Annotated in this window: 13 protein-coding genes; 4 read left to right on the forward strand and 9 right to left on the reverse strand. The window is 44.3% G+C overall.

Features of this window, described 5'->3' with window-relative positions; genetic code table 11:
- Together A3735_RS06225 and A3735_RS06230 are read left to right on the forward strand one after the other, a co-directional pair.
- Positions 1–668 (forward strand): YeaH/YhbH family protein (locus A3735_RS06225; RefSeq protein ID WP_156499456.1); only part of this gene is annotated, 668 nt, incomplete at its 5' end.
- On the forward strand, positions 665–2,194 hold the full coding sequence (locus A3735_RS06230; protein WP_068514938.1) for a SpoVR family protein: 1,530 nt from the start codon (positions 665–667) through the stop codon (positions 2,192–2,194). The genes A3735_RS06225 and A3735_RS06230, both read left to right, overlap by 4 nt.
- A 40-nt stretch (positions 2,195–2,234) precedes the next feature.
- Here the strand turns inward: A3735_RS06230 and A3735_RS06235 are convergent, their stop codons facing one another.
- Positions 2,235–3,008: a ferredoxin--NADP reductase gene (locus A3735_RS06235; protein ID WP_068514934.1), complete on the reverse strand. Its 774-nt coding sequence runs from the start codon at positions 3,006–3,008 to the stop codon at positions 2,235–2,237.
- A 121-nt stretch (positions 3,009–3,129) separates the two neighbouring features.
- Here A3735_RS06235 and A3735_RS06240 point away from each other — a divergent pair, with 121 nt between their 5' ends.
- Positions 3,130–4,032 carry a LysR substrate-binding domain-containing protein gene (locus A3735_RS06240; protein ID WP_068514931.1) on the forward strand — a complete coding sequence of 301 codons (903 nt, stop codon included), beginning with the start codon at positions 3,130–3,132 and terminating at the stop codon, positions 4,030–4,032.
- Between the two features lie 6 nt (positions 4,033–4,038).
- Here the strand turns inward: A3735_RS06240 and A3735_RS06245 are convergent, their stop codons facing one another.
- The 8 genes from A3735_RS06245 to ppc all read right to left on the reverse strand — a co-directional run bounded on the left by A3735_RS06245 (position 4,039) and on the right by ppc (position 13,234).
- Positions 4,039–4,950: a lysophospholipid acyltransferase family protein gene (locus tag A3735_RS06245; protein WP_082865487.1), complete on the reverse strand. Its 912-nt coding sequence runs from the start codon at positions 4,948–4,950 to the stop codon at positions 4,039–4,041.
- A gap of 61 nt (positions 4,951–5,011) precedes the next feature.
- Positions 5,012–5,857 (reverse strand): class I SAM-dependent methyltransferase, encoded by an 846-nt coding sequence (locus A3735_RS06250; RefSeq protein WP_068514927.1) that lies wholly within the window; start codon positions 5,855–5,857, stop codon positions 5,012–5,014.
- Entirely contained in the window at positions 5,858–6,178 is a 321-nt protein-coding gene (locus A3735_RS06255) for a hypothetical protein (protein ID WP_068514925.1), read from the reverse strand. It lies immediately after the preceding gene.
- A 116-nt stretch (positions 6,179–6,294) separates the two neighbouring features.
- Positions 6,295–7,101 carry an undecaprenyl-diphosphate phosphatase gene (locus A3735_RS06260; protein ID WP_068514922.1) on the reverse strand — a complete coding sequence of 269 codons (807 nt, stop codon included), beginning with the start codon at positions 7,099–7,101 and terminating at the stop codon, positions 6,295–6,297.
- Positions 7,102–7,140: 39 nt separating this feature from the next.
- Positions 7,141–7,866 (reverse strand): tRNA (adenosine(37)-N6)-threonylcarbamoyltransferase complex dimerization subunit type 1 TsaB, encoded by a 726-nt coding sequence (gene tsaB / locus A3735_RS06265; RefSeq protein WP_068514919.1) that lies wholly within the window; start codon positions 7,864–7,866, stop codon positions 7,141–7,143.
- Positions 7,867–7,941: 75 nt separating this feature from the next.
- Positions 7,942–8,598 carry an adenylate kinase gene (adk, locus tag A3735_RS06270; protein WP_068514917.1) on the reverse strand — a complete coding sequence of 219 codons (657 nt, stop codon included), beginning with the start codon at positions 8,596–8,598 and terminating at the stop codon, positions 7,942–7,944.
- A 360-nt stretch (positions 8,599–8,958) separates the two neighbouring features.
- On the reverse strand, positions 8,959–10,380 hold the full coding sequence (locus A3735_RS06275; protein WP_068637780.1) for an aminoacyl-tRNA deacylase and HDOD domain-containing protein: 1,422 nt from the start codon (positions 10,378–10,380) through the stop codon (positions 8,959–8,961).
- Positions 10,381–10,558: 178 nt separating this feature from the next.
- Positions 10,559–13,234: a phosphoenolpyruvate carboxylase gene (gene ppc / locus A3735_RS06280; protein ID WP_082880345.1), complete on the reverse strand. Its 2,676-nt coding sequence runs from the start codon at positions 13,232–13,234 to the stop codon at positions 10,559–10,561.
- A 252-nt stretch (positions 13,235–13,486) separates the two neighbouring features.
- Here ppc and A3735_RS06285 point away from each other — a divergent pair, with 252 nt between their 5' ends.
- Positions 13,487–13,834 carry a type 1 pili tip component gene (locus tag A3735_RS06285; protein ID WP_068514910.1) on the forward strand — a complete coding sequence of 116 codons (348 nt, stop codon included), beginning with the start codon at positions 13,487–13,489 and terminating at the stop codon, positions 13,832–13,834.
- Positions 13,835–14,306: the final 472 nt, after the last annotated feature.

A 14,306-nucleotide genomic window follows, 5' to 3' on the forward strand; every position in this document is an offset into this window, starting at 1 on the left:
ATATTCAACATGCTCGAATCAAAGAGATAAAAGAAGAACTCACAAAGCTTAAAAAACGAATCAAAAACATCCCCTGGATTGATGAGTTCGACTTACGCTTTAACCAACATATAAAGCAACCCGTCCCAAGCACCAGCGCCGTTATGTTTTGCTTAATGGATGTTTCGGGCTCCATGACTCACATGCATAAAGACATCGCCAAACGTTTTTATATTTTGCTCTATATGTTTCTAAAACGAAATTATCAAAAAATTGAGGTTGTTTTTATTCGCCACCATACCAGCGCTAAGGAAGTGGACGAGGAGGAGTTCTTCTATTCACGGGAAACAGGCGGGACCATCGTTTCTAGCGCATTGGAGTTAACTAGAGAAATCATCCACAAGCGTTACCCTGCGTCAGACTGGAATATATACTGCGCACAAGCCTCCGATGGTGACAACTGGAGCGATGACTCACCCAAGTGCTCGAGGCTCTTGAAAGACGATATTCTACCTCTCGTGCAATATTTTGCTTACATTGAGATTACTAAGCTAGATCATCAAATGCTGTGGCATGAATATGAAAAACTGGCTAAGGAGTTTGAGGACTCTTTCGCCATGCAAAACATTAAAGACGAGAGTGACATCTACCCTGTCTTCCACGAATTATTTCAGAGGAAGCCGGCATGACAGATAAAGACAACAAACAAAATGAAGAGCGTAAAAAGAGTTATATTGCGACTGGCTCGGAATGGTCATTTGAACAGCTAGAACGCTTTGATGATGCCATTTCAGACATAGCAAAAGAATATAAGCTAGACACCTACCCTAACCAAATTGAAGTGATTAGCTCTGAGCAAATGCTCGATGCCTATTCCTCGGTCGGTATGCCTCTAGGCTATTATCACTGGTCTTACGGGAAACAGTTCCTACAAAACGAAAAAGGTTATAAGCGCGGCCAAATGGGGCTCGCCTATGAGATCGTTATTAACTCTAACCCATGTATCGCTTACTTGATGGAAGAGAATACCTTGATGATGCAGGCCTTAGTCATCGCGCATGCATCATATGGTCATAACTCTTTTTTCAAAGGCAACTACCTGTTCCGCACCTGGACCGATGCCAGCGCAATAATAGACTACCTTCTGTTCGCCAAAAACTATATTGCAAAGTGTGAAGGCCGTTATGGCGTCGATACCGTAGAAACCTTTCTAGACTCCTGCCACGCAGTAATGAATTACGGTGTTGACCGTTATAAGCGCCCTGCTCCTATATCAGCTGAAGAAGAATTGAAACGACAAGAAGAGCGCGAGTTCCATCTGCAGCAGCAAGTTAATGAGCTGTGGAGAACCATTCCTGTCAGCGGCGACAAAGAAGAAGCCGAGAAAGATCAACGCTACCCTGAAGAACCGCAGGAGAATCTGCTTTATTTCTTTGAGAAGAATGCCCCCATGCTTGCCCCATGGCAACGGGAAGTACTACGTATCGTGAGAAAAATTGCCCAGTATTTCTACCCGCAAAGACAAACTCAGGTAATGAATGAGGGTTGGGCAAGCTTTTGGCACTACACCATCATGAATACGATGTATGACAAAGGTTTGGTGAATGAAGGCTTTATTATCGAGTTCTTAAAATCACACACAGCGGTGGTCTATCAACCTCCCTTTGATAGCCAATGGTACAGCGGCATCAACCCTTATACGCTTGGTTTTGCCATGTTTCAGGATATCAAACGTATCTGCCAACAACCTACGGATGAAGATCGACAATGGTTCCCAGATATCGCGGGCACAGACTGGCTGGAAACACTCGATTTTGCCATGCGAAACTTTAAAGATGAAAGCTTTATCCTACAGTTCCTTTCACCTAAGGTAATTCGGGACTTAAAACTCTTCGCAATTCGTGATGATGACCAGCAGAGTCATTATGAAGTAACTGGAATACATGATGAGCAAGGTTATCGATATGTTAGAGAAAAGCTCTCTCAGCAATATAACCTGAGTATGCGCGAACCAGATATTCAGGTGTGGAATGTTGATTTAAGAGGAGATCGATCACTGACCCTTAGGCACACACCAAACAGCCGAGTCCCCTTGGGTAAAAGTACAGACGAAGTACTCAAGCACATACATCGTTTGTGGGGGTTTGACGTTCATTTATTTAGTGTTGAAGAAGGGCTGACAGTAGATGAATATCACTGCCCTCCCATCACGTAGCCGCCTGAAGACGAAGTCAATTAGTGAGTATTATTTAGGGCTAACTCTCGACAAAAGCTCTTTCGATTACGTAATGCCCGGCATTCCCCTGACGCGCTTCAACAAAGCCCATATCATCAAGTATACGACAAGTATCTTTAAGCATACTTGGGCTACCACAAATCATAAAACGATCATCATCAAGGTTTAACTCTGGTAGCCCTAAGTCTTTAACAAGCTTGCCACTCTCCAGCGCATCGGTAATTCGACCTTGAGTTTCAAACTCATCACGTGTCACGGTTGGGTAATAAATAAGCTTGTCTTTGATAAACTCACCAAAAAACTCATTTTCCGGAAGCTCCTTTTTGATTTGCTCTTGATAGGCCAGCTCTGAAACAAATCTCGTACCGTGCGTTAGAATTACTTTATCATATAATTCATAGGTTTCCGGATCCTTGATGATACTCATAAAAGGCGCCAAGCCAGTACCGGTACTAATCAAATATAGGTTTCTGCCAGGCAGTAAGTTATCAACAATCAAGGTGCCAGTCGGTTTTTTACTCAACAGTATCTGGTCCCCCACTTCTATTTTCTGAAGCTTAGATGTCAACGGACCATCAGGTACTTTAATACTAAAGAACTCCAGCTCTTCCTCATAATTTGCACTGGCAATACTGTAGGCACGCATCAAGGGCTTACCTTCGTGTTCAAGCCCCATCATAATAAAGTGGCCATTCTTAAAACGAAAAGACGGATCACGACTGGTCGTAAAGCTAAACAATGTTTCATTCCAATGCTTCACACTCGTGACAGTTTCTTTCATAAAGCCAGACATACGATTTCTCCAATTGAATTTAACTTGCCAGAAACAATACGCCCAACTAACATATCTGTAAAACAGGTTTATTATATATCTTTATTCGGTTTTTCCGATTTATTAAACTAAGGCTTTATCATTGAAGTATTCACTCAAGCAAATTGAAGTATTCATTGCGACCGCTAACTTTCAAAATATTACTTTAGCTGCCGAAGCGCTAAATATGTCTCAATCCGCTGCGAGTGAGTCACTCAAGAATCTTGAAAGCCAGTTTGATATAAAACTATTTGATCGGGCTGGTAAACGCTTACAACTCAATGATTTCGGGAGATTAATTCGAAAGCAGGCAGAAACACTGATTGACCAAGCAAAAAGCCTGGAGCTGAGCTTACAGCAGAACCAGCTTAGCGCGGACCTAAATATTGGCGCCACGTTATCTATCGGTAACTACCTGGCTATTCACATTCTTTCAGAGTTCAAAGGTAAATTCCCGACCGCTAAAGCAGCACTAAGCGTTGGCAACACAACTAAAATTACCGAGCAAGTCGCAAACTTTGAGCTCGATGTGGGGCTAATCGAAGGCGAGGTGTCTCATCCCGACTTAAACATTAGGCCTTGGATGGATGATGAGTTAGTGGTCTTCTGCGACCCGAAATCTGAGCTAAGTACGCTTTCATACGTTAGTGACCAACAGCTAAGCAAAGCAAAATGGATTCTGAGAGAGGCAGGTTCAGGAACACGGCAAGCATTCGATAACGCAATGCAGGGAGTGCTTCATGAACTTAATATTGAACTCGAACTTCAACATACCGAAGCCATCAAACGGGCAGTAGAGTCAGGTATGGGGATTGGGTGTTTGTCGAAAGTTACCTTAAACGATGCTTTCAAACGCTCATCGCTAATTGCCTTAAAAACACCACAGAGAGATTTCAAACGAAAATTTTATATCATCACACATAAGGACAAATACCTAAGCCCTGGCATACGAAATTGGCTAGAGCTTTGTTTTGAATACGCAGAACTCCACAATACCTATTCATAGCGGCAACTACTGATAAACTGGCCCTTCTCCATCAGGACGGGTTTTGAAGCGCTTATGCTGCCATAGATATTGTTCAGGATGACGCTTAATTGCTGCCTCTAGCGCCTGATTCCAAAGCTGCGCATCCTTTTGCGGGTCCTCACCAAAACCTTCAAAAACGGGTGAGAAAATGACTTCATATTGACCATTTGGTAGCCTAAACGGTGCGACATGCAAAACAGTCGCTCCCGTTTCACGCGCAATCCAACTTGGTGTAGAGATACAACCCGTACTAACACCAAAGAAAGGAACAAATAGGTCACAGCGTTTACCGAAATCCTGATCAGGAGCATACCAAACCTCACCGCCCCCCTTGATAAACTCGAGCATCTCTTTTAATTGATACTTACTGAAGCTTTGAATATCAAAGTTACGGTTACGCCCACTTTCGATCATCCAGTCTATTACGGGGTCGTTATTTGGGCGATACATATAGCCAGGTCGCTTAAGCTGAGTCCCAACCAAGGGCAAGGTCATATCGATAACACCGAAGTGGCCTCCTATCAACAAAACACCGGTGCCGCGGTTCTGCGCGTCTAATAGGTGCTCTTTACCAATCACCGTCATCGTATCAAGATACGGAGTAACATCTCGCCACCAAAGTTGCAGCATCTCAATCAAGCCTTCAGCAGTAGAAATAAAACTGCCTTCAATTATCTCATTTTGCTTGTCACTGCTAAGCTCGGGGAAACACAGCTCTATATTCTGCCGGGTCACCTTGCCACGGTTTTTCATGCGTCGATAAACGAAACGCCCAAGGCTTTCTGCATACTGATGCTTTTTGTTCATCGGCAGCCAAGCGAGGCAATATAGAATAAAAACGATTAACCAGGATGGCCATAATGTTGGATGCCACAGAGGGCGTGTTTTCTCAGTCATAGCGCTTATTTTATTATTGTCTTTGCCAGAACAAGGAATAAGATTTGGACAAGTATAAGGTTTAGTCGGCCAAATCCTCAATTCTTTTCAAGGTATATACATCATAACGACAACTCTTACCCACTAACTGAAGGGACGGCTTAATTCCTTTTATTGCATCGCCCTTGCGCGGCCGCTTTACCACCACTCGATAACGAGCCTTAGACAATGCCGCCTCTAATAAAGCCTCATCATCCAGATCTTCTCCTACAAGCGTTTGAAACAGCCGCATTTCCTTTTTGACTAAAGACGACTTTTCTCGATGCGGATACATTGGGTCCAAGTAAATGACATCAGCAAGCTTCTCTGGTTGAGAGTTCATCCAAGTCGTCGCGTCAGATTCCACTAAGGACATTCGTTCAATGATCGACTTTATCTCTTCCGTTTCTTCAAAACGCTGAGCAGTTTCATGACCCGCCTCTGCCAAAGCAGCGCGCAATAACTCGGCAATAAGTGGTGAGCGCTCTAGCATGGTCACCTGACAGCCCAATGACGCTAAAACAAATGCGTCTCTACCCAGCCCTGCTGTTGCATCGAGTACCTTAGGCGTAACACCTTTATTTAGCCCTACGGCCTTGGCAATCATCTGCCCCCTGCCACCACCAAACTTAAGTCTATGCCCTGTTTTTCCACCAAAAAAGGAAGCACTAACCGGCCCCGGAGCACCTTTACCAAGTTGCAGAATCGAGACTGTTCCGTCGCAATAGTAAAGCATATAAGAAAAAGCCTGAACAGGCTCGGGAAGATTGCGTTTAGGCTCTATAGGAGCCCCTGACAGGAATGGTAGTTGGTGACGGCTTGCAAACGCAGCAGCTAAGGTACTTTCTTCTTCACTGCAAGCGTAAACACATAAATCAGATAAATTCATTCAGACAAATAAGTCGAGACCAACCAACTCACCTTCTTCATAGGCTCGCCCCGCCTCTTCAGTTTGCTGATATGTAGAAAGCGCTTGCTGCGCTTTAAGAGGAGCAGAGTCCAGAGCATCAAGGCGTTGAACGCGACTCTGTTGTAATTCATTGCTTTTGCGCTCTAAATCTTCAGGGGCAGCAATTCGGCGAGGGACATCAACTCTAGCCTCATTACTTCGGCTATCAGCATTATCCTGAGGGTTAGGTCTTTCTTGAGAGGGTTTCTTTAAACCTTCAGGTATGACCGGCGCAGCAATTAACGAATTTGATAACTCCATACTGCCCTCCTGTTTAATTAGTCATACTGAAGTTTTATTTAGGGCCTCTCATAATAATACTTCTAAGTAGCTATTAAGGTCGACCCATCCAAAATAAGACGTATATTGTTTCTATTTTAGCCAGAAAAAGCCATTAAGGCTAGTAATACTAAACCGAGCAGTAAACGGTAAATAACAAACGGTGTAAAACCTATGCGCTCTAGAAACTGTAAAAACAAATGAATACAGGCATAAGCGCTCACAAAAGCAACACCAGTCCCAAGCGCCACCAAGAACCAGTCGTCATTCGTTCCCGTTTCTAGCAACTCTTTTGTTTTAAGCAGGCCTGCTGCCGTGATGAGAGGAATAGAAAGCAGAAATGAGTACCTAGCCGCAGCATCACGACTGAAACCAATTAACAAGGCCGCTGTCATAGTGATGCCTGAACGGGATGTTCCCGGAATCAAGGCTAACGCCTGGCTAAAACCTATGACTAAGGCCGCTTTAACGTCTATATCTTTAAGGCTAAGCTTACGAGAACCAAAGTGATCAGAAGCGTATAAAGCAAGCCCAAATATTATTGTTGTCGTCGCGATCACGGCAGTGGAACGCAAGTTTTCACTTATAAAGTCATTAAGAAGGAAACCAGCCAAACCTGCGGGTATCGTTGCCAGAATAATCAACCAGGCCAAGCGACCATCATTAGACTGCTCTTTAAACGACACGCTCTTGAACCATGCGCCACTCAGTTGAATCACTTCTCTACGAAAATAAATGACTATCGCCATCAAGGTGCCAACGTGAACCGCTACATCAAAAGCCAAGCCTTGATCTTCCCAGCCCAAAACTTGTGAAGGCAAAATCAGGTGAGCGGAGCTCGATATGGGTAGAAACTCCGTCAAGCCCTGAACAAGTGCCAATATAACTGCTTCAAACCAAGTCATTTTTAATCCTTAACTATCAATCCATATAGCGAGTAGCACTTAGGCTCTACCCGGCAGTTTTTTCCATGTAACCGTATTTCTGACATAGGATGGCATCGCGTCTTCTAGTAGCCCTGCTACACCTTTAAAATGCGCATAACGAGCCAGCTGACAAATAGCATGAGCCTCTGGTCTCATCTCAGCATCAAAACTATCCAAATGCCCTTTTACATCCGAAGGGAAACGTTCAGAGTAGTCAAAGCCACTACCGACACCAATAATAGGCCCATCCGTGATCGCGTCAGGCAAGCTCACTAATTCAGGTTTAGTCACATTTTCAATACCCAAAGTCTCCACCCGATAATAAGGATCCTCGTTCCCGTTGCTCTGTTTCTCCACTTTGCAGCAAGCCCAATACACCTCATCCATACGTGCATCAATTGCTACAAGCACTTGAGAAATACCGTACTTCAAATAGCTTTGTAGGGCTAGAGCTTGGATATTAGATATGGCATAGATATGACAGTCACTTCCGTAGGCCAAGCCTTGCGCGATACCAGTCGCGATACGAATACCCGTGAACGAACCTGGCCCACAACCAAAAGCAAGCGCATCCAGATTTTTAGCTTTTAACTTACCGTGGCCCAAACAGTCTTTCACCATAGGTAAAATTAACTGAGTATGACTTCGAGGGGCTTTTTCGCACACCTGATACATTGTTTGCTCACTCCACAATGCTGCAGAGCAATTATCAGAAGAAGTATCTAAAGCAAGAATTTTTGGCATAAAGAGGGTCGTAAATAACAACAGGCCCCTTAAAAAAGAGGCCCGTTTCAGTGAACAATGAAGGAAGTGTCTATCTTATGCGTCTAAACCATCAACAATTTGCTGTTTGATCTGAGCCATATCACCAACACCATCAACCTTCACATATTTTGGTGATTCATCTGCGCCGGTATCAGCCCAAGACGAATAATACTCAACAAGAGGAGCCGTTTGCGAATGATATACACCTAAGCGCTTACGAACGGTTTCTTCCTGATCGTCTTCACGCTGAACCAAGGCATCGCCAGTTTCATCATCTTTACCCGCTACCTTCGGTGGATTGTAATCAACATGATATACGCGACCACTTGCTTCATGCACGCGACGACCACTTAGACGGCTAACAATTTCTTCGTCAGGCACGTCAATTTCAACAACCGCATCAATCATGATTTTTTGCTTTTTAAGCGCTTCAGCTTGCGGAATCGTACGAGGAAAACCATCAAATAAGAAACCGTTCTCACAGTCATCCTGTTGAATGCGCTCTTCAATCAATTCAATGATTGTTTCATCAGAAACCAGGCCGCCAGATGCCATGACTTCTTTAACCTTCAAACCTAGTGGTGAGCCCGCCTTTACAGCCGCACGCAACATATCCCCGGTAGAGATTTGCGGAATACCATATTTCTCAGTCATAAACTGAGCTTGTGTACCCTTGCCTGCACCTGGTGCGCCTAACAAAATTAATTTCATATACGGATTGCTCCCAATATTCTAAAGCTAATGATAAAAATTGAATCTATTTCTAACGACAGCCTACTAGCGCCACACAATAAAAACTCAAGCATGTATAGGGGTATTAAGTAATTCGCTCAAGTATAGCGAGCTGTCGCTAATCTATTCTTTTATGTTTCGAGCTACAGAACCCTTCAACAAGGCTCTCATACTGACTGCAAGCTCGACACACATATGTAATTCGAAACGCCGCATTATACGTACTTGATGGACACAGTGGAAGCCTGAACCTAGATATGCTCAATTGAGCCGAATAGATAGGGTAAAACACCCTATAGAATAACACCTAGTAGGTATAATAATGACTTAATCTTATAATTATGCCGCCATCTGACGAATCATCTCATCCAGGCTTTGGCACTGTTCGAGTAAAGAATCCAATAAAGCCATCCCTTGCTCTTCCTGTATACCCAAACCTTGCATTAATTTCTCACAATCATGCAAAGCGGGCTCATCACCAATCCCTTTCGCTGCCAATAGCGCATTAGCCAACTGCACTAATTCTACATACTTTTGGTGCTTACCTTGATAGTCTTTTTTCTGGTGCATACCGGCTACCGTAATACTTGATTCCGGCATTCCCCATAGTTTTAGTAACACTGCACCAATAGAGGCATGCCCTAAAGCAATAAACTCTTGCGCGCCCCCCATTCCAAAGACCTGCTGTTCGATTTCAGCCATGCTCAACTCCGGCTCAGCCTCTCTAAGCTTATTGAGCATTTGGAACTCTGGCGGAAAAAGATGACCAACTAATAAAATACCAAAATTGTGAAGCAAACCGGCAAGATAAGCATCGCGCTCGTTCAGCTCTATATCAGGATCGGCCAATAAAGCTAAGGCTTGAGCCAACACAGCACTATAAAGTGAATGCTGCCAAAATGATTTTAAACCCAAGGGCCCTGCCGCAGGTATATTGAAAGCTTTTCCTGCCGCTAAACCCATCGATAGCTGAGATACACGATCAAAACCTAGCACGATATTCACAGCATCTTTTACACACGTTAATTCGCCTCGATAAGAAAACAACGCTGACCGGGCATAACGCATCACCTGTGAGGCTAGACTCGGATCTCGCTCTATCACCTCAGCCAATTGAAATACATCAGCATCGGGGTCGCTGGTCAGGTGCATGATTCGTATAGCAGTTTCTGGCATTGGTGGTAACTTATATAAACGACTTAACTTCTTCGCAATGCCATCTAGGGTCAAGCCCGCATTATGAGGCAAATTTGAAACCTTCTGCCCCGATCCTGACTTAGGCTCCTCACCCGCAAGCCAAATAGAAACTTTTGCCTTAATCGCGCCATTCATTGCCATACGAAAAGACGGTCCGGGAATCTTTAATAAGGTGCTTGAGCAACCACTAGCAGAGAATACAAACTCCAGTTCCAGTANACTGGTATCTAGAATAATCGGCAAACCATAGGCAGTTGCGAGAATCGGGTACATCCCGGTTTCACAATCCTTAAATAGCTTTCGTGAGTTTTCATCACTTAAAATTTGAAAAGATCTACCCAATGAGTCATTAATTAATTCAATATCCAATTTTGTGCCAAAGGGGATCACCGCAACCGCCGGGCCTTCCTCATCGAGTAAAGTAACAGGTACTGCACTCATTTCCGGAATCGCCTGTGCCTGCTCCAGGGCTTGTGCAAAACTTAAACTGCGAGCGTGATGAATCTGCTGACAGATCAATCCCTTGTGATTGATAAACTGGTTTAGTCTGGAAGCTATGGGCACAATGATTTACCTAAGTATTAATTGATAAACGGAGCAAGAACTTTTGGTGGCGCCGTGACGGAATACTTACCGAGTGTAGAGCTATCCGCAAAAATAACTCTACACCACTTCACACGCTTACGTTTTTAAGAACTTCGTTGCAAACGCTTACGCAGTCGATTCAAACACAAGAGCTGAACTAGCCCGTATTTCGAATTCCAGCAGCGATACCGGCCATCGTTACTTTTAAAGCTGTTTCAACTAAATCACGCTCTTGCTTACCTTCAGAGCTTCGCTCGGCTAAACGGTCACGCCTCAACAGCTCCGCCTGCAAATAATGTAACGGATCAGTATAAGGGTTCCTAACATTTAAAGAACCTTGTAGCTGGGGATGATTTTCCTGAAGCGCCCCTTGCTTTTTAACTTTATTAACCAGCTTAACTACATCCAAAAAGCGATGGCGAAGCGAACGCCCTAAAGGCTTCAAGTCATCAGATACCAGCAGCTGGTCATAGTAACGCGCGATCCGCGGATCACCTTTGGCAACAACCATTTCTAACATATCAATATGAGTATTAAAGAAGGGCCACTGGATAAACATTTCATCTAGGGTCTCTGCCTTATCAGACTCTAGAACGCTCGCCAAGGCCTCATCGCTACCCAACCATGCCGGCAGCATAAGCCGTATCTGCGTCCAGGCAAAAATCCACGGTATTGCTCTTAAACTTTCAACACCACCGGTCGCTTTTCGCCTTGCAGGCCGACTACCTAAAGCTAGCTTGCCCAATTCTTGCTCAGGGGTCACCGAGCGGAAATAAGAAACAAACTCAGGATGCTCTCTTACTATCTGGCGATAGGAAGCCAGGGCAACGCCAGTCATCTTATTCATCAGCTCTCGCCACTCTTGCTTAGGCTTTGGAGGCGGCAACAAGCTAGCTTCAACAACTGCATTCAGGTATAGCTTTAAACTCTGTTTGGCAACACTTGGAATCCCGAACTTAAAGCGAATCATTTCGCCTTGCTCCGTGATACGGAAAGAGCCAGCTACCGAACCAGGAGGTTGAGAAAGAATCGCCCTATTCGCTGGGCCACCACCGCGACCAACCGTGCCGCCGCGACCGTGAAACAAAGTCAGCTTAACACCATGTTTTTGTGCAACCTCAACCAGACTTTCCTGCCCCTGATATTGAGCCCAAGCGGCTGTCATCTGACCTGCATCCTTAGCAGAATCAGAGTAGCCAATCATTACCTCTTGATGCCCTTTACAGTACTCCTGATACCAAGGTACTGATAATAAGCTATCAATAGCCTCCTTCGCCCCGGACAAATCGTCGAGGGTCTCAAATAAAGGCACAACGCGCATAGGGAACTGAATGCCCGACTCCCGTAAAAGTAGGATGACAGTCAATACATCGGAAGGTGTGCTGGCCATGGAAATAACGTATGAACCCAACGCTGACTCAGGCTGAGAAGCAACCACGTCACACGTAGCCAACACTTCTCGCACATTATCACTGGCGGGCCAGGAACGAGGTAAAAGCGGCCGATTACTGGACAGTTCTTTAATAAGAAAGGACTGTTTCTCCTGCTCGCTCCATTGCGCAAAATCCCCCATACCCAAGTGCTGGGTAAGTTCGGACATCACTTCGAGATGACGCTCGGAATCCTGACGAATATCCAGCTTTACTAATTCCAGACCGAAACACTGTACTCGCCTAATGGTATCGAGCAACAGGCCATTTGCCACGGAATCAAGACCCGTTTCTTTCAAAGAATTGAAGCACATCAATAAAGGTTGCATCAATTCAGAATTTTCCCTGAGTATATCTAATTGCTCTACATCTTCACCGCTTGCCTTTCGCGCCGCCCATTCCCTAGTGTTTTGCAGTCGACGACGCAGGTCAGCCAGTATCACGCGGTAGGGTTCATTCTGATTTCGCTCCTGCCCTTGCAATATTCGATCAGCCTCTTGCCTCAATTCCAGAGAACAGTTCCACATTGACAACTCATTCAGCAAGTCACGAATATCTCTCAAATACAAATCTGCTGCCATCCAACGGCTCAGACTCAGGACCTCTTGCGTCAACTCTGCCGTAACGTTTGGGTTACCATCGCGATCCCCCCCCATCCACGAAGCAAAGCGAATGGGTGAAAACTGTGGGGGTAGTTGAATACCAAATTTATCGCTAACCGCTGCATCAAACTCACGTAAGAACTCGGGTAAGGCGGTCCATAAACTGTTCTCTATTACTGCAAAGCCCCACTTTGCTTCGTCGACGGCCGAAGGCCTGACCTGACGAATCTCGTCTGAATGCCACGCTTCACAAACCAAGCGATTCAAACGTTCACAAATACGCTTCTGCTCTAAATCATTAAGATCGGAACGATCCAGCTCAGATAAGCACTCAGTAATGGCTTCATACTTAAGTATCAAGGTTCTACGTGTAACCTCAGTGGGGTGAGCCGTCAATACGAACTCTATATTCATATCTTCAAGCAAGCTTGCCAAGTCTTCTTCTTTGGTACCTGAGGCCTTCAAACGGTCCAGCAGTTGGTCAAAGGTTTCCAAACCGTCTTCTCTATCGGTGCGATTCCGTCTTACCCCATGATACTGCTCAGCAATATTTGCCAGGTTAAGAAACTGGTTAAACGCTCGAGCAACAAATAACATCTCATCGTCCCCCAGGTCCTGAAGCAAACGAACAAGTTCTGGATGCGCATCCCCCGCATCAGCTTCACGATCCTGCTTTGCCGCAGCCCTAATGGCTTCCAACTTCGCCACAAACTCCGAACCAAGGTGTTCTTCAATATTCTGCCCTAACAACTCACCAAGCAAACGGACATTTTCTCGTAAAGAAGGGTGTAATTCTGACATATACCTTTTCCAAATGTGTTTGATTATCAAGGCTAGCAAGCAAGCTGATCACAAGCTCGTGACTACAAGCCAATCCTTATTTGCGCAAAATAGTAAAAACTAGATATATAAATATGGAGCACAATCCACAACAAGTAAACCATTAACAAAAGCACACACTTTTAAGTGTCTACTTTTTGAACAAACAACCTACACTTATTCTTGTAGTTAAGCGTAAAAAATGAACAACCCGACCACACAAGGATTCAAGCTATGAAAATAAAAGCCTTAGCAGAATGCTGGGAACAACAAGCCAAAGCAACATTTACTTCTGAAGACTACACATTCCGACTCCCCTTAGAAGATGCAGCGAAAATTAACGCACTAGCAGAAATGTACCCCAAAAGAACAAAAAGTGAGATCCTTGGAGAGCTGCTATCGGCTGCTCTTGATGAACTTGAAACCAGTTTCCCTTATATCGCGGGTAAAAAAGTCATATCGAAAGATGAAATGGGCGATCCAATGTATGAGGATGTAGGCCCGACCCCGAAATTTATGGAATTGAGCAAGAAATACCGCTCAACCTTGAAACAGCAAGGCAAGAAAGCCGCAAATGGTTAGCTCTTTGGCACCCTCCCGCTACAACAAGGAATATACTGGAACAGCTACTGCTAGCGAATGTTTGGGAACATTCGTCAAGCAACTCACTTCCTGATCTTCGTCACTTCCGGCGTTTATTTTTAACGCCTATCTTCGTCACTTCCGGCGTTTATTTTTAACGCCTATCTTCATTCGCATCCTGGGCAAATATCTGTTATCTCAAACAGGAAAACTGCTTAGGATCGCCAGTCATAACCAAAAGATCTAAGCACTCACCTGCATAACATTGATAAAAGCAAACACTATTCTAGACTTATACTGTTATACAGATTTTAAAAACACTAAGTATTGCTAGTTTTCTTAGCTAATTTTGTTTTAATTTCAAAGCATTACTAAGTTTCTTCGTAGTGGCTTAGCGACCAATGAAGATGATAAGTAAATATACTCTTCCGTAAACCGACACATAATAATTAAGATTCATATGTATAATATA

Source organism: Oleiphilus sp. HI0061 (assembly GCF_001635675.1).